This is a genomic window from Cupriavidus nantongensis (genome assembly GCF_001598055.1).
Taxonomy (GTDB): Bacteria; Pseudomonadota; Gammaproteobacteria; order Burkholderiales; family Burkholderiaceae; genus Cupriavidus; species Cupriavidus nantongensis.
On sequence record NZ_CP014845.1, the window covers coordinates 1,325,653 to 1,344,949 of the forward strand.

14 protein-coding genes are annotated in these 19,297 nt (G+C 63.8%); 3 read left to right on the top strand and 11 right to left on the bottom strand.

Going from position 1 to position 19,297, the window contains the following annotated elements; genetic code table 11:
* Positions 1 to 10 precede the first annotated feature (10 nt).
* From A2G96_RS27025 to A2G96_RS27080, 11 genes are all read right to left on the bottom strand, one after another.
* Positions 11 to 2,755 carry a T6SS effector BTH_I2691 family protein gene (locus A2G96_RS27025; RefSeq protein WP_150124263.1) on the bottom strand — a complete coding sequence of 915 codons (2,745 nt, stop codon included), beginning with the start codon at positions 2,753 to 2,755 and terminating at the stop codon, positions 11 to 13.
* Between the two features lie 10 nt (positions 2,756 to 2,765).
* Complete coding sequence (locus A2G96_RS27035; protein WP_167354398.1) at positions 2,766 to 3,635, bottom strand: DUF4123 domain-containing protein; 870 nt, start codon at positions 3,633 to 3,635, stop codon at positions 2,766 to 2,768.
* Between the two features lie 76 nt (positions 3,636 to 3,711).
* Positions 3,712 to 6,513 (bottom strand): type VI secretion system Vgr family protein, encoded by a 2,802-nt coding sequence (locus A2G96_RS27040; RefSeq protein ID WP_062803258.1) that lies wholly within the window; start codon positions 6,511 to 6,513, stop codon positions 3,712 to 3,714.
* 40 nt (positions 6,514 to 6,553) lie between these two features.
* The gene (gene tssH / locus A2G96_RS27045; protein ID WP_062803259.1) at positions 6,554 to 9,283 is read right to left on the bottom strand and encodes a type VI secretion system ATPase TssH; all 2,730 of its coding nucleotides are present in this window, start codon (positions 9,281 to 9,283) and stop codon (positions 6,554 to 6,556) included.
* 80 nt (positions 9,284 to 9,363) lie between these two features.
* Entirely contained in the window at positions 9,364 to 10,455 is a 1,092-nt protein-coding gene (tssG, locus tag A2G96_RS27050) for a type VI secretion system baseplate subunit TssG (RefSeq protein WP_062803260.1), read from the bottom strand.
* A complete protein-coding gene (gene tssF / locus A2G96_RS27055) occupies positions 10,419 to 12,266 on the bottom strand; it encodes a type VI secretion system baseplate subunit TssF (protein WP_062803261.1) in 1,848 nt (615 codons plus the stop codon). The genes tssG and tssF overlap by 37 nt, the downstream gene beginning before the upstream one ends.
* Before the next feature lie 88 nt (positions 12,267 to 12,354).
* Entirely contained in the window at positions 12,355 to 12,828 is a 474-nt protein-coding gene (tssE, locus tag A2G96_RS27060) for a type VI secretion system baseplate subunit TssE (RefSeq protein WP_012355845.1), read from the bottom strand.
* A gap of 60 nt (positions 12,829 to 12,888) precedes the next feature.
* The gene (locus tag A2G96_RS27065; protein ID WP_012355844.1) at positions 12,889 to 13,392 is read right to left on the bottom strand and encodes an Hcp family type VI secretion system effector; all 504 of its coding nucleotides are present in this window, start codon (positions 13,390 to 13,392) and stop codon (positions 12,889 to 12,891) included.
* Between the two features lie 94 nt (positions 13,393 to 13,486).
* A complete protein-coding gene (gene tssC, locus A2G96_RS27070; RefSeq protein WP_062803262.1) occupies positions 13,487 to 14,977 on the bottom strand; it encodes a type VI secretion system contractile sheath large subunit in 1,491 nt (496 codons plus the stop codon).
* A complete protein-coding gene (gene tssB, locus A2G96_RS27075; RefSeq protein WP_012355842.1) occupies positions 14,970 to 15,485 on the bottom strand; it encodes a type VI secretion system contractile sheath small subunit in 516 nt (171 codons plus the stop codon). Before tssB ends, tssC begins: the two co-directional genes overlap by 8 nt.
* A gap of 36 nt (positions 15,486 to 15,521) precedes the next feature.
* Complete coding sequence (locus tag A2G96_RS27080; protein WP_062804150.1) at positions 15,522 to 16,103, bottom strand: tetratricopeptide repeat protein; 582 nt, start codon at positions 16,101 to 16,103, stop codon at positions 15,522 to 15,524.
* Between the two features lie 300 nt (positions 16,104 to 16,403).
* Between A2G96_RS27080 and tssJ the strand changes: the two genes are divergently transcribed.
* The 3 genes from tssJ to icmH are packed head-to-tail and all read left to right on the top strand — an operon-like array spanning position 16,404 to position 19,274.
* Entirely contained in the window at positions 16,404 to 17,096 is a 693-nt protein-coding gene (gene tssJ, locus A2G96_RS27085; RefSeq protein ID WP_082819111.1) for a type VI secretion system lipoprotein TssJ, read from the top strand.
* A gap of 40 nt (positions 17,097 to 17,136) precedes the next feature.
* Complete coding sequence (tssK, locus tag A2G96_RS27090) at positions 17,137 to 18,483, top strand: type VI secretion system baseplate subunit TssK (RefSeq protein ID WP_018007532.1); 1,347 nt, start codon at positions 17,137 to 17,139, stop codon at positions 18,481 to 18,483.
* Entirely contained in the window at positions 18,480 to 19,274 is a 795-nt protein-coding gene (icmH, locus tag A2G96_RS27095; protein ID WP_062803263.1) for a type IVB secretion system protein IcmH/DotU, read from the top strand. The genes tssK and icmH overlap by 4 nt, the downstream gene beginning before the upstream one ends.
* Positions 19,275 to 19,297: the final 23 nt, after the last annotated feature.

The window sequence follows — 19,297 nt, forward strand, 5'->3', positions numbered from 1 at the left end:
CCTACTCCATTCAGGCTTTCATCATCGCCTCATAGGCGAATTCTTGTTCCTTCAAGTGCTTGAATCGTCCATGCTCATGACGACCAAATGGCGATTTATCGAGCCAGATCTCTACCTTGTTGTCACGTATAACATTGATTAACCACTCACCCAACATGGAAAGCAATGCAAGAGCAAGCAAGAGCAAGAATCCTAAGCCGGCACTTAGCAACCCAAAAAGCATGAGACCGGCGATGATGCCTCCAGCGAGGGCGGAGCTGAAATAAAGCACCGCCATAGGAACGTCTCCGCGCATCACCGCCTGCCAACCTTTCCAAGCATCCAGCGCAGCGCCTAGGAAGCTGCCGACTGTGCCAATACATTTGCCAAAAAAGGCGACCAACGCTCCGCGATTTGGAACCTGTGTCAGAAACACCCGAAAGGGGCTAACAAGTGCAGTCTTTCCCCATCTAGTTCGCTCCAGCGCTTTCCCAAATAGTTCCACACCGCTTCCCGCCAGGCTGGTCAACGCGCCGACGAGTTGAAGCTGTCTTTGCCCCTTCGTTCCCTTCTTGGCATCAGGCATATCGGCGAACGCCTGCCAGACGTTCCAACCATCCAGAATCATCCCAGCCGCACCCAGGCCGATATCCAACTTGATCCCGTTTGCCGTCCGGCTTCGCAGCACAGATCTTAGCTGATCCTCTCTCAATAGCACGTTGTCCAACTGATCCAACCTGGTACCGTTGAACAAGCGCTTACTCTCTTCATCCCAGAAGACTGTCCAGTGGAACACGCGCCTGCCCCTAGCATTCCTTGCGTCGGGGGCACGAGCTCGAGCGCCGGATCGCTCGGACAGTTCCGCCCTAACGTGACGGTCCACCTGCCGCCGTAAGGCCTCACGGTCAACATTTGGACTCGCCCGCGCCAACTCATCAACGATGATGTGGGCAAGCTCTGCCTCCGATGCCCGAATCTTTAGTCGGTTTAGCGGTTTATTGGCGAGCAAACCGAGCAACGCCATCTGGCGATAGCGAACCGCAAGACTAACCGCTGCATCTCCAGCTTTTCCAGCGACTGCCCGACCGGAGCGCCCAAGCAAGGTGACGATAGGCCCTGACACGCTGTAAGCCAAGCGCGCGACGCTTGTAAAGGCCCCTGCCAATTCATTTGCATGCCCCTTTTCCAGTACGTGGGCAAAGGCCTTGAATACATTGCTCCAGGCTCCAGGATTGCCTACTTCTAACTCTGCAGTCGCCGCCTTCTCCAATTTCTTCGCCGCCTCGGAGTTGTCAAGCACAAGTGCCCGCAGAACCATGTTCTTGCGCTCCGTAAAGGCACCCTGCAATTCCTTGAGAAGGATGTCGGATACCGGCTCAATACCAACAATGTCATACAAGCAAGCCATGACCAGGCTGGTCATGGCTTCGCCGCTCTTGATATCGGTATCATCGTGGTTGCAGGCCATCGCCTCGCGATACGGAGTCCCTCCGTACCATGCCACAAAGCTCCGCGCGAGCGGCGCGAGTATGTTCTTGGCGTACGCGTTCATATCGCGCTCGAGTTCCTTATCGAAGGCTTCTCGGTTAGGCTCGCTGTAATCGTTCAGATACTCCTTCCAAGCATTTCGGCGCGCGCGCTTCTCTTCATCCGGCGTCAGTGCCTTCAGTCCATTCTGCTCCCATACCATTTCCTCCAGGTCTGGGTCATAGGGCGTCGCGACCGGCATTCCATCGGCGTACGTGTAGACGGCAACGCTAGAAGTGTTTCGTTTGACTTGGAGCGCTTCCTGCACGGCCTGCTCTTCAATGGCATGCCGCATGCCCACGATGGTCGTGGACGTGGCGTGTTTCCAGTCTCTGCCCTTGTCGCGTTCGAATATTTCGACGCGCAAGCGCAGCAATTGAGCGGCCTCCAAAGCCAATCCGACTGGGTCGTCAACTGCCAACATTGGGGCAACCATTCCCATGCGCTTTGCTTGCGAGTTTGCCCAGTTGACAAGACCGGGCAGCTGTTCGCTCAAACCGTAAAATGCCTGTGGCGAGTGAGAAAATGCGGATGGTTGTCCCGCCATTTCGCTTGGATATGTGCCGCGCTTGCCTGCTTCGGGACGGGTCTCCTTGATCGCATAGCCTCCCTCGGACAAATGGCTACCTAGCTTTTCCAACGAATCGACGTGGCGGTGGCTTCCTCCTTTCCAAAGATCCAAACGGAGTTCGCGCATATGGCGCGCTCTCTCCCTCGCATTGGTATGCGCCTTCCATACACGTTTTGTCCACGGTGTATCTGAGAATCCGATCCAGATTCTTTCTGCGGAACTGGCATCGGGAACCATGATGCAACGAGCTAGATAGGGATGATCGGGTTCCCTCTGGCAACTGAATTCGATGGCTTCCTTGGGCGGCTGCAACAACGCGTCAATGGTCTGCACCTTGTTGGTGTCCATCTTTTCCAGGACACTGTGCTTGATCTCGGTTGCAAAGGGGTACAGGTACCCTTTTTCCGTGACCACATAGGCATCCCAGCTGCCACGCTTTTCATTGCACACATAGAGGTAGCCGGGCCGCATGAGACGCAACGTATAGTGTTGCCCTGCCGGCAGTTCATTCTCTTGGACGCCGTGACCAAAGGGACCACCAAGGCGTGGCGCAGGTTTGCCCTTGCCTATGTCATCGCGGGCGATCGCATACCGGACAGGCAAGATCGGCAGCCCTTTCTTTAGGCAGAACGGGCAACCGGCTTTGTTGTTCTTCGGAGTCGTACCAGATTGGGTCATGGTTGTCTCATTACGCTGTCGGCATTCGGCTGTTCAGCTCCTCCGCCATACTGAGCCAAGCGGAATCGTCAAGGTCCGCACATGCGGCAGCATAGCTTCCCCTTTTGGTAGCTGCTTGCCCAAGACGTTCCAATAGCTGCGGATGATGGTGGATCTGCGGATGAAAGCGGACGGATTGAATGGCGCAAAACAGCCAATCCTCGCTATCGGTGAGCGCGAGTTCAGTACTGGCCTGGAGCAGCGCCGCATCGAGCCGCTGAAACAACGCGTCGCTCTGCGATAGATCAGGCGCCAAAATCTCAAGTTCCGTCAGTGCCCGGTTCATTAGGGCCAGGCGCTCGAGCGTCGCCCACTGGTGGGGATGCAGGACCAATCGCTGGCCGGGACTGTATTGGGCGAGACGGCGGCTGGTAATCCAGCCGCTGGATGCAGGCCACGACCAGACGCTGATCGGCCCGCAGAATTCCACATGCTGCTTGTCCGTCAATAACCATTGCAAGTGACGCATGACACGCGGGTCGTAATAGCGAAGCAAGTAACGCTGTCCATTGTCCTGTCGTGTCATCACCAGAAGGCGGCTGAGATGGGCGCTCAGCACTGAGTTCTCGGCGTCGCTGTTGAGGAGACCGCAAAGATATGAGTCCCCCTGCTGTTCTCTCGTTTCTATACGACCCAGCAGGATAGCGCGTTGCGACGCGGTCAGATCATTGAAACTTAACAGCAACGGCATGAACTCCGCCTGCACTTTCAATCCTGGAGGTGCTAGCCTGGTAACCGGAAGGTCTTCCCATTCCTCACGTTCAAGGCGCAGCGGATTCAGCAGCCCGTAGGCGAAATCTGATAGCCACCGGTGAGAAAAGGCGGAGTGGCCAGCAGGCATGTCAGCTGCGCCCTGCGCATTCCAGGACTCAGCGTGATTCATTAGGTGGCGATCTTGCACGGCCATAATTAGCAAGTCAGGATTGAATCGGAACGATGGCGGCACCGGTCGATTCAGCCCCCATCGCCTGATACTCGCACAAGGGTAGCTCGCCCTTGGGCAGGCTCGTATTTGCTTCACTCCCCCCCGGCCCCACAAACAAATGCTGCGCCCCCTTAAACGTAGTCATCCCCGGCGCATGCACCTCAATCGCGTTCCCCAGCACCCGGATCTGCGCCCCCGCCGCATTCAACAGCACATGCTCCTTCGCTTGCACATTGACCGCTCCCTGAGACGAGGACACCGTCACCAGTTTTTCGGCGGCAATGCGACCCTGTCCCTGCAAGCTGGCAACACCCACCTTCCCACTCGCCGCATGCATGGCGATCCCCGCTGCGGACTCACCCCCAGCCTTCCCATGCGTAAACAAGCTAAGGCCATCCGCTACCGCCACCGACAGATTCCCGCCCGCCGCCACATTGGCATCCTTCTGCGCTGCCACCGTCAACTGCGTCCCCGCGACCAGCACCGCATCGGCGGGCGTGGTTGCGGCGATGCCCTTGGGTGCGGACACCTGCAGATGGGGCTCGCTATAGGCAGTGGCGCTGGCCTTGCCATCGGCCCCTTCTTCGGTATGGCGCAGCACTTCGGTGGTGTGCTTCAGTTGAGCGATGGCGGGCAGTTCGGCGGGAGCCGGCTCATCCGGCAAGTCCGCCTTCTGCTTGCGCGCGACATCGGCCAGTGAGGTCAGCAGTTCGGTGCTGGCCTCCACCTGCGTTGCAGCGCCCTCGCTGTCGAGCAAAGGTACGCCGGTGCCGGCGCCGTGCGCGGTCAGCAGCATGCCCGCGCCGCCTCGCAAGGCGCCGCTGTCTGCCGTTTCCAGCGCGGCGCCGTGGCCCAGGGCTGCCTGGCGGGCGTTGTCGCGTTGCTCAAGGTGGTGGCCCAGCGTCAGCGCCGAGGCCGCTTGCGTGGTAGATAGCAGGGTGCGGCTTTGTCCCGAGGTGTCGTCGAAGACCAGCTGGTTGTAACCGCCGGTACCGTCCTGGCTGTGGCCGAGGGCCTGGGTCTTGATGCCGGACAGCACCGCATTGTGGGCGTGGCCTTGCTGGCCGTCGGGCTTGCCGTTGCCGTCCTGTTTGCCATCGGCGGTCTCGTTGCTGCCGGCGAACCACGCCGGTGCGTTGCCGGTGGCGTTGGCAGCGCCGGTCTGGTTCTGGTTGTACTGGGCGCTGGCCTGGCCGCGGCCGTTGTAGGCGGCGCCGATCACGACCGGGCGGTCGATGTCGCCGTGCTGGAATTCCACCACCACTTCCTGGCCGACGCGCGGCAGTGCCACGCCGCCCCAGTTTGCGCCGGCAACCGGGGTCGCTACGCGCACCCAGGTGCCCAAACCGGCTTCGGCGCGGGCGTTGTCGTCGCCCGCGGGATGAGACAGCCGGCTGGCCGAGCGGGCCCCGCGCTGCCAGTGGAACTGGACTTTTACCCGATGGTCGCGGTCGGTATGCACGGGGCCGTCCGTACCGATGACGATGGCGGTCTGTGCGCCCGTGACGGTGGGTCGCGGGTGGAGTTGCCGGCCTCGTCCGTCAAGCTTCTGCGGGCGGTATGGAAGCTTTGCCGGCACTACCGTAAATTGGTTGCGGTAGAACGGCACGTCCGCGGCGGCCGATGTACCTTCGGTTGGCGCCTCAGTCGGCTGGCCGGTCCCGAGCAATTGATCGATGACGCCGCGGAAGCGCTCGTTCAGGTTGTTGCGGGCCGCATGCGCCACCGCCAGGACGACAAAGCGGCGTTCGTCGTCTCCTTGCACTCGCTCGTAGTCATAATGGCCGGTCAGCATGAAGCGGCTGGCGGGCGCCAGCGTGCGTACGCTGCCCTCGCCAGAGAACGACAGGCGTCGGACTTCCAGCGCCTCCACCAGTTGCCGGGCATGGCGCTGCGCCTGTTCGCCGTCTTCGAACCAGTATTGGCCGGGATAGTCGGTATCCTGCAGGGTCGGAGCGGCTGAATTGCCCTCGGCCGGCGCACCGGCCTCGGCGCTGCGCACCGCCTTGGCGCGATAGTCCCAGCTGGCCACGGCCACGGCATTGGTCTGCAGCCTGCGCGCGCCTTGCCAGCGGTCGATCACGTCTTCGGCAGCGGTGGCATCGGCGCGGCCGAAGCGGATGCTGGCCTGTTCGTTATCCTGGAAGACATCGTTGGCATCGGCGATCACCATGCGGTGCGTGCCGAGTGCCTCGCCGTCGGCGGCTTCATGTTCGAAGTAGTAGAACAAGCCTTCTTCGGCGAGCAGGCGCGTCACGAAATCGAAGTCGCTCTCTTCGTACTGCGTGACGATGCTGCGGCGCGGATAGGCCGAGGCGTCGCGCAGCGCCCAGCGCCACGCCGGCACCAGCTTGCCCTGGCCGTTGTAGTCGCCGAACACGCTGTCCACCACGTCGACCACCGACATGTCCTGGAACAGGAAGCTGTCGCGGCGGTGGCGCAGGAAGGCCAGCCAGGGCTCCACCACGATCCGGTAGCGCGCCAGTCCGCCGTTGGCGCCCACCAGCTCAAAGCGCGTGACGTGGCCATGGAAGGGCCGCAGCGTGGTGCGGCTGCGCTGGGTCAGCAGGTCGATGCGCACGGCCTGCCCCAGCAGGCTTTGCGCATCGATGCCGGCGTTATCCGACACCGCCGTCAGGTCGATGCGGAACCCGCCGCCGTCCAGTTGCTCTGCCGCCTGCAGCTGCTCCGGCATCAGCGCGTCTTGCCCAAGGGGCGTCTGCAGGCGCAGCAAGCGGTTGGCCTGCGAGAAAGCGGCGCCAAGCAGTTTGGCCAGGTCGGTCGCTGAAACCATGGATTACTCCCGCGATGTCACGAGTCTGCGCATGCCGATATCAGCTGATGCGGTACTTGAACTCACCGTTCTTGCCCGTGGTGACCTTGATCTTGTCGACACCACCGCCCTCGGCCATGCGCACCAGCACGGTCTGCGCGATCTCCGGAAGCAACGTCCCGTTCAGGATATGGTCGACCGCACGCGCACCGGCATCGACTTCCGTGCAGCGCGCCAGCACCGCCTCGACCAGCGCGTTATCCCATTGGAATTCCGCCTGGTGGTTGGCGGCCACACGGTCGCGGATGCGGCCCAGCTTGAGCGTGATGATCTCCACCAGCACGTCGTCCGGAATCGGGTAGTACGGCACTACCTTGGTACGTCCCAGGAAGGCCGGCTTGAAGGCCTTGTACAGTGTCGGTCGCAGCATCTCGGCCAGGGCGTCGGCGTCAGGCAGTTCCTCTGCCGGCTTGTTCAGGCATGCCTGCATGATGGCCGACGAGCCGACATTCGACGTCAGGATGATGATGGTGTTGCGGAAGTCGATGGGCCGCCCTTCGGCATCGTCCATCTCGCCTTTGTCGAACACCTGGAAGAACATCTCCAGCACATCCGGGTGGGCCTTCTCGATCTCGTCCAGCAACACCACGCTGTAGGGGTTGCGGCGGACGGCCTCGGTCAGCACGCCGCCCTCGCCATAACCGACATAGCCCGGCGGCGATCCCTTCAGCCCCGACACGCTGTGCGCTTCCTGGTACTCGCTCATGTTGATGGTGATGAGCTTGCGTTCGCCACCGTAGAGGATGTCTGCCAGCGCCAGCGCGGTTTCGGTCTTGCCCACGCCGGACGGGCCTGCGAACAGGAACACGCCGCGCGGCTTGTTGGGATCTTCCAGGTTCGCGGTGGCGGTGCGCACGCGCTGGGCGATTGCATCCAGCGCATGGTCCTGGCCGATCACGCGCGCGGCCAGCAAGGGCTTCAGGTTCAGCACCGTGCGCAGCTCGTCCTTGACCATGCGCCCGAGCGGAATCCCGGTCCATGCCGATACGATCTCGGAAACCACGTGCCCGTCCACCTGCAACGGCACCATCGGCGCTTCACCCTGGAGCGCACGAAGTTCCGCCAGCAGCCGCTCGAGTTCGTCGGGCTCCGCAGCCGCAGCGGCTGCCTTGCGGCTGCCCTTGCGCGGCATGGCCACCACATCGCTGTTGGCGGCCATGGCCGGGGCGGCTGCTTCCATCTCCGCATCGTTGCCCTGCTCTCGTGCCGTACGCAGTGCCTGGATGCGCGCCACCAACTCGCGCTCCTGCGCCAGGCGTGCATCGGCGGCGGCCACGCGTTGTTCCAGTTCGGCACGCTGTGCTTCCAGCGTTGCCAGACGCTCCGCGTGCGCGGCGCCGGCGCGTTCCTCGCGCTGCAGCGCGGCCAGCTCCACGGCAAGGCGCTCAAGCGCCTTGCGATCGTCCTCGATCGCGCCTGGCGTGGCATTCTGCCCCAGCGCCACCTTGGCGCAAGCGGTATCGAGCACGCTGACCGCCTTGTCCGGCAGCTGGCGGCCGCTGATGTAGCGATGCGACAGGCGCACCGCCTCGGTGATGGCTTCGTCCAGCACGCGCACGCCGAAATGGCGCTCCATCAGCGGAACCATGCCGCGCAGCATCGCTGCGGCCAGCGTCTCGCTGGGCTCGTCGACCTTGACCACCTGGAAGCGCCGCGCCAGGGCGGCGTCCTTCTCGAAGTACTTCTTGTACTCGCTCCAGGTAGTCGCGGCGATGGTCCGCAGCTCGCCGCGCGCCAGCGCCGGCTTGAGCAGGTTGGCGGCATCGTTCTGCCCGGCCTGGCCGCCCGCGCCGATGATGGTATGGGCCTCGTCGATAAACAGGATGATGGGCTGCGGGCTCTTGCGGACTTCCTCGATCACGTTCTTCAGGCGATTCTCGAATTCGCCTTTGACGCTGGCACCGGCCTGCAGCAGCCCCATGTCGAGCGTACGCACGGTCACGCCTTGCAGCGGCGGCGGCACGTCGCCCACCGCAATACGCTGCGCAAGGCCTTCGACCACCGCGGTCTTGCCGACGCCCGCCTCGCCGGTCAGGATCGGGTTGTTCTGCCGGCGCCGCATCAGGATGTCGATGACCTGGCGGATCTCGGCATCGCGCCCGATCACCGGATCGATGCGGCCATCGCGGGCGGATTGGGTCAGGTCGACGGTGAACTGGTCAAGCGCCGGCGTCGCGGTCAGCGCGGGCGCCGCCGTGGCACCGTTGGCGTTTGCCGTGATCCCGCTGCCCTCGGCCATGTCCACCGCCTGCTCCCGCTCTTCGGAACCGGCGGTCAGCTTGTCGAAATCATGCTTGAGGCGGTCCGCATCGAACTCGGCAAAGCGATGCGAGCCGCGTACTGCCAGCGGCGCCAGCGCCGGCTCGGTCAGCAGGGCCAGCAGCAGGTGGCCGGATCGGATGCGGGTGGTCTGGGAGTCGAGCGACGCAATCAGCCACGCATGTTCGAACAGCTTCGGCAGATAAGGCGAAAAAGCCGGCGTGCGCGTGTTGCCGTCCTTGAAGCGCGCGATTTCCGCTTCCAGGTCGCGCTGCAGCGCCGAGGCATCGATGCCGCTGGCGCGCACGGCCACCGAGAAATCGCTGCGCGCGTTTTCCAGCAGCGCCAGGAACAGGTGCTCCAGGTCGACCTCATAGTTGCCGCGCGCCATGCACAGCGACGCGGCGCGCTCCGCGGCCTGCCGGCAGCTTGCATTCAGTTTGGCGATCAACGTCTTGAGGGGAATGGCCATGGCGGCTTGGGCTCCGGTAGGTGTGAATCGCGTTGGTGGTGCGCGTCAGTGGCGAAATCGGGACGAAAGCAAAGCTGTACTCAATGCACGGGCGCAAGCGTGTAGCGCGCATCGCTGCGGTCCTGCCGCGCGGGCCTGGTGCTGAGGAAGGTATCCCAGCCAAGCCTGCCGCTGCCCTTGGCGCCAAGCGCGCAGCCGGATACGTCGCTGGCGCGCAAAATAAGGCCGACTTCATACTCCAGCGTCGCGCCGCACAGCACCGTCACCATCTTGCGCAAGGCCAGGGCGCCTTCGGCACCCGGCAGGAAGTTTCGATACTGTTCGCGGCCCAGCGGCCCCATCCAGATCCGCACGCGCAGGTCCCGCTGCCAGACGCGGGCCCCGGCAAGGGCAGTGGCGCCCAGCAGGTTGTTGGTGCCGCCAAGCCGCGAATACTGTGACGGCGGCACCTGGTACCAGCCGCCGACGAACTGCTCCACGCGCACTTCAGCCTGGAAATAGTCGGACAGCACCTGCTGCAAATAGGCAGCCGATACCGGCCGGTGGCGCGCGGCGGTGGCATACCCGGCCAGCGCTTCGTCATGCACGACCCCGGCCGTGGCAGACAGGCCGCGCCGCATGGACTTGTCCGCCATGCCGGCCAGCGACAGCAGCAGTGGCAGGTAGTGCCGGTTGCGGTCGACTTCGTGCTGGAACGGCAGCCGGTACTTTTTCCACGCCTGGTAGAACAGCGCCGTGGCGCGATTGGAAAAGATATCGAAGAAGGCGCGTGCGGCGCGGTCGCGGCGCAGGGTTTCGCGTTCTGCCACGATCTCGGTGTAGTGCAGCGGCAGCGCGCCCTGCGCGCCCAGCATCCCGAAGAAGGTGGGCGTGATCGACACCTGGTCCAGCGCACCATCGGCCAGGGCCTGCGCAAAGGCCGCGTCGCTATCCAGCTCGCCATTCAGCGCTGTGGCGGCCTCGATGGACTGCAGCTCGCTGGGCGGGAACGACAGCGACAGGGTGTTGCGGAAGGCGACGCGCGTGGCCAGCACCTGCTCCGGTGTGCCGGCACCTTCGCGCGCATAGTGCAGCTCGAGCAACCGCACCGCCTGGAAGAACTCGTAGCGGTAGGGTTGCCGCAGCAGCGTGCGGATTACACCAGGATCGATTCGCCGCTGCGGGGTGCGCATCTTGCCAGTTCCTTGCCGCCGCGGCGCGATACCGCGACCAGCTGCACAAAGCTGTTCAGGTGGACATAGAGGCCAAAGAAATGATCCATGACCCGGATAAAGCGATGCAGGCCGGTGCCGACGAAGGCATCCTCGTCCAGCGTCAGCTGGATCTCGATCCCGCGCACAAAGGTGGCGAACGGCTTGCCGGCCAGCCACTGCGTCGTCGGCTTGTAATCCAGGCCGACGATGCCTTCGATCTGCCGCGCCGAGATCGCGCTGCGCGGCAGGTCATGCAGGCGCAGCATCTCCTTGAGCGTGGCCAGGCCGTTCTGCACAAGGGACAGGTGATTCAGCGCCAGCAGCGAAACCAGCCGCCACTGCGACGAGCGCCCGCTGCTCAGCCGCATCGACGGCGTCGGCTTGCGCAGGAAGCTGATGCGGCGGGCGATCGAGCTGCCCTCCATGGTCAGGTCGCCATCGGGCTGCCCGAACGCCAGCAGCGCGGGCAGGTCGCGGTTGGTGCAGGTCACGCTCAGGCTCAGCGTTTCCGTGCGCGGGCTTGCGGGATCGAAGTCCGAATCGACGATGGAGATTTCGGTCTCGAAGCCCGGGCTGCGTTCCGCTACCAGGGCATTGCGGCGGGCGATCCAGTAATGGCCGGCGCTGCCCGGATTTTCGCCGTGGTGCAGAGAGTAGAACGGCCGGAACTCCACCACGTCGTGACTGGCTGCGGTTTCACGCACCAGTTGCACCTGGTCGATCGAATAGATCTCGAAACCATGCGCGCGGCGGCTGTCGGCCACCACCGGATAAGCGGTGGCGGTATGCTCGATGCGAATCGGGTCGGCCTTTTGCCGGAACAGGTTGACCACCGGCGTGCAGTGCAGGCGCAGGTGAGCAGCGCCAAGCCCTTCAAGCAGGCGCGCGGTGTTGCTGTCGCTGCGCACGTCTGTCAGCACCAGATGCAGCGTCACGCGGCGCACAGCGCCGCCGGGCAACAGCGCCCGCTGAACCGGGTCCAGGTCGAGATCGAAGAAGTTGAATTTCTCGGCAAAGCCGAAATGCTCGCTCAGCAGGCGGTATGCCGGATGCGAGCGCGCGGGGGTGTCGATCAGCGCCTCGTCCGCGCCGAAACCCACCTCGCGCAGCGGCACCCGCTGCAGGCGCTTCCACACACCCGGGCGCTCTTCCACATACGCCGCGGCCATGTGCAGGAATAGCGCGTCGCCCAGGGCCGCCACGAATGACGGCTCGCCATCCAGGTAGACGCGCACCGCCTGGCGGCCCAGTGCATCGAAGCCGCCCTGCTCGCCCAGGTACTCCAGTTCGATCGAGATGGCGCCCGTGGCGCCCTTCGGCAAGGTCACCGTCGACGGCGCGGACACCGCCCGCTCAAAGCCCGCGGCAGCGACCCGCAACGGCAGGAAGGTCACGTCATAGGCCGTGCGGAAACGGCACTCCACCTTGCGCACCGGGCGCGTGGTCAGCAACGTGCCGCGCGGCACCGTGACCGGCGCGCTCAACTGCGCGGCCATGCCGGCCACGTCGAAATGCGCAATCGAGCAGGACGGAAACGGGCTCAGGTAGTGCGGGTACAGCACCTCCAGCAGCGCTTCGGTGAATTCGGGGTACTCGTCGTCGAGCTTCTTGCTGATGCGGGCGGACAGGAAGGCGAACGATTCGATCATCCGCTCGACGTGGGGGTCGTCGCAGCCATCGGCCGACATTGCCAGGCGCGCCGCAATCTTGGGATAGCGCTCGGCAAAGTCGCGCGAATACCGGCGCAGGAAGGCCAGTTCGCGTTCGTAATATGGCAGCAAGTCTTCCATTCTGTGTGGCCGGTGGTGACACTAGTAAGGCGGGTACGCAACGATGGAGGTCTGTGGCTCCGAAGGCCAACCTGACCCGCGCCGCGCTTCAGCCCCGCCCCCGCGTGACCGAGTACTGCAGCGTCGATGGCTGCAACATGGCATCGAAGCTGACCGGCTCGCGCGCGGGCCCCACCAGCAGCACCGCGCTGATGCCAAAGCACAGCACGCTGGTGGCCCGCTCGTTGACCGACAGCGCGACGTTGACGTTCTGCAAGCGCGGCTCATGGCGCTCGATCGCATTGCGCAACGACTGGCAAATGTACTGGCGGTCATCGAAGCTGGCCAGGCTCAGCCCCGCGAAGTCATTGAGCCCGTAGGTCAGCAGCGACCGCCGGCATTCGGGCAAGCCGTTGAAATCGGCATCCTCATGGACGATGCGCGTATTCAGCAGCGACTCGATGTCGCGGGCGACCGTCGCCTTCAGCTCCTCCAGCGACAATTGCCGCAGCGCGCTGGGCAGTGGCGCGTGCGGCTCGTCGTCGAAGAGCTTGTCGAGCAGGCTGGGCTCAAAGCCTTTCATGGGAGCGAACAAGCAAATGCCGCGGCAACGCTGCCGCGGCAAGGCTTGGCTGCAGTAACGTCAGACCGAGTAGGTCTTGTCGTTCTTGGTCAGGCTCCAGGCGCCCTGCGAGTTGCCGCCCTGGTTGCCGCCGATCTTCTGCTGCGTGTACTTCCACTGCACGGCAGCGTACTTCAGCGTGAAGCTGTCGCTGGGGATGCCTTCGGCAACCACGTTGGCCGACACCGCACCCAGGATGGCGTTCTTCAGCTTGATTTCCAGGTACTTGACCCGCTTGCCTTCACCGTCGGCACGCAGGAAGTCGATGGTGACTTCGTCGAACGTGGTGCCGCCCGACACGTGCTGGTACAGCAGCGGGCTGACCACGTCCAGATCCTTGGTGAACACCATCTCGCCGTGCTCGCAACGCTCGGCGGTATGGCCGCCCGCGGTGGACGCGGTTGCCGAACGCGGCTGCGTGATGCTGTGCTTCCAGGTGTTGACCTCGATCCAGTCCTTGTGGTCCTTGTCTTGCGATTCGCCCTTGATTGCCGGGCTGCCGAACTTGACGTAGATATCCTTCATGGAAAGACCCTCGATGAAAATCGCTATTTAGGCTTCTTGCCAGTTGCCTGGCATTGCTAGGTACTGCGCCCGCATTCCCCCGCAGGGATCGCGGTCAGGAGTTTGCCGCTTTCGGCAAATCCGCAACCAGCCGCAGCGAGATCGAAAGTTCATCAAGCTGGAAGTGCGGGCGCAGGAAGGCGACGGAGCGGTAGGTGCCCGGCTTGCCGGGTACCTCCGACACCTGGATCGAGGCTTCCCGCAGGGGGAACTGAGCCTTCTGCTCCTGGCTGGCGTTGTCGTCCAGCAGAACGTATTGGGAGATCCAGCGGTTCAGGAAGCTCTCCACGTTCTGCGCTGAAGCAAAGCTGCCGATCTTGTCTCGCATCATGGCCTTCAGGTAGTGCGCCACGCGCGACACCGAGAAGATGTACTGCAGCTGCGCCGACAGCACGGCATTGGCGTTGGCGCTGTCGGTGTTGTACTTCTTGGGCTTCTGCACCGACTGGGCGGCGAAGAACGCGGCATAGTCCGAGTTCTTGCAATGCACCAGCGGGATGAAGCCGAGGTCGCTCAGTTCTTTCTCACGGCGATCGGTGATGGCGATCTCGGTCGGGCACTTGAGTGCGATCTCGCCATCGTCGGTCTTGAAGGTATGCGTCGGCAGGTCCTCGACCAGGCCGCCGCCTTCGACGCCGCGGATGGCTGCGCACCAGCCAAAATCTTCAAAGGCTGCGGTCAGACGCGCGCCGAAGGCCCAGGCGGCGTTGCACCACAGATATTTGCCATGGTCGGTGCCGTCGACATCCTCGACGAAATTGAAGCCCTCGACCGTGGTGCCGTCCTTGGGGTTGTACGGCAGGCGCCCCAGGAAGCGCGGCATGGTCAGGCCGACGTAGCGCGAATCCTCGGATTCGCGGAACGACTTCCACTTGGCATACTCGACGGTATCGAACACCTTGGCCAGATCGCGCGGCTTGCCGAGATCGGCGAAGGTTTCCAGGCCGAGCAGCTCGGGCGACGCCGACGCGATGAACGGTGCGTGCGAGGCCGAGGCCACGTGCGACATCTGCTCGATGAAATACACGTCCTCGGGCTGGCGCGTGATCTCGTAGTCGCCGATCAGCGCACCGAACGGGGCGCCGCCAAAGGTGCCGAACTCTTCTTCGTAGACCTTCTTGAACAGCGCGCTCTGGTCGAAGTCGATCGCGGTCTTGAAGTCACGCACCAGGTCGCGCTTGGTCGCGTTCAAGGCCTTGATCTTGATCATCGTGCCGGTCTGCGTTTCCTTGACCAGGTACGACAGGCCGCGCCACGTGCTCTCCAGCTTCTGGAACTCGGGCGCATGCATCACGGCGCTGAGTTGTGCGGAGATCAGGCGATCCAGCTCGGCCACGCGCGCATCCAGCGTCGCCGACAGGTTGTCGGACACCACCACGGTACCATCCAGCACCTGGCTGACCAGCTCGCCGATGATGTCCTTGGCGCGCGCATGCTCGGAATCCGACTTCGCCACCTTGCTTTGCTCGACGATCTCGTCGAGCAGGTTCAACGTGCCGACAGCCGCACCGGGCTGGGCAACTGCAGCGGACTGGTTATCAAGCATCGTCGCCACCGTTCCTGGCATTGGCACCGAGCTTTTGCAGCGACTCGGTATTGGTCAGCACTTCCGAAAGCAGGTCTTCCAGCTTGTCGTTGCCTGCCAGCTTGTTGCGCAGGTCGGCCAGCTTGGAGCGGGCTTCGAGCAGCTTGCGCAGCGGCTCGATCTGCTCGACCACGGCTTCCGGATTGAAGTCTTCGAGGGAATGGAACTTCAGGTCCACGCCAAACTTGCCGCCTTCCTCGGAAAGCGTGTTGGGCACCTGGAACGCCGCGCGCGGCTCGATGCCGGCCATGACGTCGTCGAAGTTGTCGCGATCGATATTGACGAACTTGCGGTCGCGCAGCTTGGGCTGCGCCACTTCAGACTGGCCCGACAGGTCAGCCACCACGCCCACGACAAAGGGCAATTCCTTCTGCTCGATGGCGTCGCCCTTCTCGACGTCGTACGTCAGTTGCACACGCGGGGGACGCACCTTCTGCAGGCGCTTCTGGACACTCTCTTTCTTGGCCATCACTACTCTCCGATCTGGCGGAATCCGGTCTGGGAATCAGCGCAGGGCGCCGAACGGGTCTGCGTTGCCGCCGCCCGCAGCCGCAGGCTGTGCCGGCTGCGCCGCGGCGGCGGTCGGCTTGGCAGGCGCGGCACGGCGGCGCGGAGCCGGCTTGGCCACGGGCGCGGCATTCTTCTCGCGCGGGAACAGCACCTGCTCGCCCAGCGTGTCGCGCAGCATCTGGGCCAGCAACTGGGCGTCGGAGCGGACGTCGCCGGCCAGCGCGCTGTCGGCGCGTAGTTCCTGCAGCGAGCGGCGCGCCACGCGCAGGCCGCTGACCGCCAGCACGCTCTTGGCCTTGCGGTCGGTGGCGTCGCGCTGCAGCGCTTCTTCGGCCGCGACGATTGCCTGCGGATAGTGCTCGGCACCAAACTCGATTTGCGCCATGCGCGACCACGGCTCTTCGCGCGTCGGGTTGTTCTTGGCGATCTGCTCGAACAGGCTGATGGCCTGCTCGCGCTGTCCGCTGGCCAGGGCCGCTTCGGCCTCGGACATGCTCTGCTTGAACGACTCATCGCTCTGCGGCCCCGGATTGGAGGTTGCGCAGCCGGCGAGCAGCACGGCGGTGCTGGCCAGCATCACCAGGGTGCGATGGATTCCTGACTTGGGCTTGTAGTCGTTCACGGCGAGTCTCTGTGAAAGTTCAAGATTGCGGCGGGGCGATCCGGGCCTGGCCCTGGCAAGCTCCGGCTAGGAAAAGTGCCAAATGCCAATAATGTCAGAACTGTGTTGAACCCGAATTGGCCGGAATAGTACACTCTGCCGCTTACGGCTGACAACAGATCGGAAGATATTGTCAGCATTAGTACTTTTTGGTAGTTCTCTACCGTTTGTCGGATAAGTCTCCGTCTGCTGAATTAGATAGTTTTAATTTCTGTCATGCGACAAATTGAATTCAGTCGGGAGCCGTACAGCGAGCCAAGCGCTCGCGCCGCGCGCCGCCCCGCTGCGGGTCCGTGCTCCAGGCTTGGCGCAGGCCTGGCCGCAGCCGCTTGCATTGCGGCGCTGACAGGCTGCTCGGTCGGCGGCACGCTGCTCGCGGGGGCAGCCAGCGGTGCGCTGGAAGCCGTTGGCCTCAAGCCGTCCAACGTGCCGGAATCGCAGAAGCCGCCGCGCGAAGTCCCGCTCAAGCTGTACGCCGGCAACAACCTGAATGCGGCGGCCGATAACCGGCCGGCCGCCATCGTGGTGCGGCTCTACAAGCTGAAGGACCCCACCAGCTTCCTGCAGGCACCGTTCGATACCTTCATCGATCCGCAACGAGAGCAGAAGACACTCGGCGCTGACCTGGTACAAGTTAGAGAGATGACTCTAATTCCCGGCCAGCGCTATGAAATCGTGGAAAAGATCACGCGCGAGGCGGGCACCTTCGGCGTGGTGGCGCTGTTTCGCAGCCCTGCCCCGCAGCGCTGGAAATTCGCGTTCGACAGCGCCAGGAGCGAAAAGTCCGGCGTGACCATCGGCCTGCACGCCTGCGCCATGACGCTGACCGTGGGCGATGCCATCACGCCGGCCGGCGCAGCGGCCAGCAGCAACCTGAACCTGGTCTCGGCAGCCGGCTGCCGCACCTGACGTAGCCGACCCGGCACCAACAAGGACAACAAAGGCAAACGTGAGTTATTCCGCCAAGATTCTGTGGGGCGAAGGCCTGTTCCTGCGGCCCCAGCATTTCCAGCGGCAGGACGCCTACCATGAGTCGCGCCTGCACGCCACTGCGCAAGTGATCCAGCCCTACGGCTGGGGCGTGCGCAATGCCAGCTTTGACACCGATGCGCTCGCCAGCGGGGTGCTGCGCGTCACCGAGCTGTCGCTGTTCTTTCCCGACGGCGAGCTGTATTCCGCGCCCCAGGCCGACGAGCTGCCACCGCCGGTGGTGCTTGACGCGATTCCCGCCGGCACTTCTGAACTGACCTTCTACCTGGCGCTGCAGCCGCTGCACGACGCCGGCGGCAACTACCGCGACGACGCGGAAGGATCGCTGTCGTCCCGCTATGTCGGCCTGCAGACCGAAACCTCGGACCTGTTCACGGAAGCCGAGCCGGCCGCCATCACTTACCTGAAAAAGGCGGTGCGGCTGGTGGCCGAGACCGAGCCGCGCGACCAGTTCATCTCCCTGCCGGTCGTGCGCATCCGGCGTACCGCGACCGGCGGCTTCGAACTGGACGAGACCTTTGTCGCCCCGAGCTTGTCGATCAATGCGTCGGCGGTGCTGTACCTGCGCCTGCGGCGGCTGATCGATGCGCTGCAGGCCAAGGTCAACGCGCTGTACGGCTTCCATCGCGAACCCACCAAGAACATCATCGAGTTCCGCTCGGGCGATATCGCGTCGTTCTGGCTGCTGCACACTGCCAACGCCTCTTTCGCTGCGCTGGCGCACCTGTTCCACCATCCCGAACTGCATCCCGAGCGGCTGTTCCAGGAAATGCTGCGGCTGGCCGGCGCGCTGATGACTTTTTCGAAGAGCCACACGCTGGCCGATCTGCCGGTCTATGACCACGACAGTCCGGGCCCGGTCTTTGCGCGGCTGGACAGCATCATCCGCGACCTGCTCGATACCGTTATCTCCACGCGCTACTTCTCGATCGCGCTGGACGAGACCCGTCCCTCGTTCCATCTGGGGCGCCTGGATTCCGGCAAGATCGACGACAAGACCAGCTTCTACCTGTCGGTCAGCGCGGACATGCCCGTGGCCGAACTGGTCGAGGCCATCCCCAGCCGCTTCAAGGTCGGCGCCCCGGACGATGTGGACAAGCTGGTGCTGTCGTCGATGCCGGGCGTGCCGTTGACCTACACGCCGCAGGTGCCGCCCGCGATCCCGGTGCGTCCGGGCGCATGCTATTTCGCGATCGAAGCGCGTGGCGCGCTGTACGACCGCATGCTGCAGGCACAGACCATCACCATCTACACCCCGGCCGGCATCCGGGAACTCAAACTTGAACTGATAGCGGTGACCTCATGAGCGCTACCTCCACGCCTTCGCTGTTCGGCGCCTCGCCGGCCGGCCAGCCATCCCCTGCCGCAGCGGGCTCCGCCGACGGCGCCATGCACGCCCGCACGCTGCTGGACCTGCTCTACGATGGCTTTTTCATGCTGTTCCTGCTGCGCAATGGCCAGCAGCCGGGCAGCGCCGAAGAGTTCCTGCAGAAGGTGCGCGATTTCCTCGATGATTTCGAGCGCGGCGCCAAGCGGCTCAATGTGGCGGCCGAAGACATCTTCGATGCCAAGTACGCCTTCTGCGCCGCCATCGACGAAACCATCCTGGCGTCGAACTTCAGCATCCGCAGCACGTGGGAGCGGCGGCCGCTGCAACTGGTGCTGTTCGGCGAGCAGCTGGCCGGCGAAGGCTTCTTCACCAAGCTGGAAGAACTGCGCGCGCACGGCGCGCCGCGCCTGCAGGCGCTGGAAGTCTTCCACATGTGCCTGCTGCTGGGGTTCCGCGGCAAGTACATCCTGGAAGGGCCAGAGAAACTGGCCTACCTGACTGCGCGGCTGGGCGACGAGATCTCGGCGATCAAGGGCAAGCGCGCCGCCTTTGCGCCGCACTGGCCGATCCCGGACAAGATCTCGCACGCACTCAAGCGCGAAACCCCGCTGTGGATCTTCGGCGCGGTCTTTGCCTTGATCGCACTGCTGGCCTTCCTGGGGCTGTCGACCACGCTGCGCTCGCAGACCAGCGACACGCTGCAGGGTTACTCGCAGGTGATCAAGCTGGGGCCGCGTTATTCGCACCTGACCATCTCGCTGCCCTGATGCCGCGTTGATGTCATCGAAGG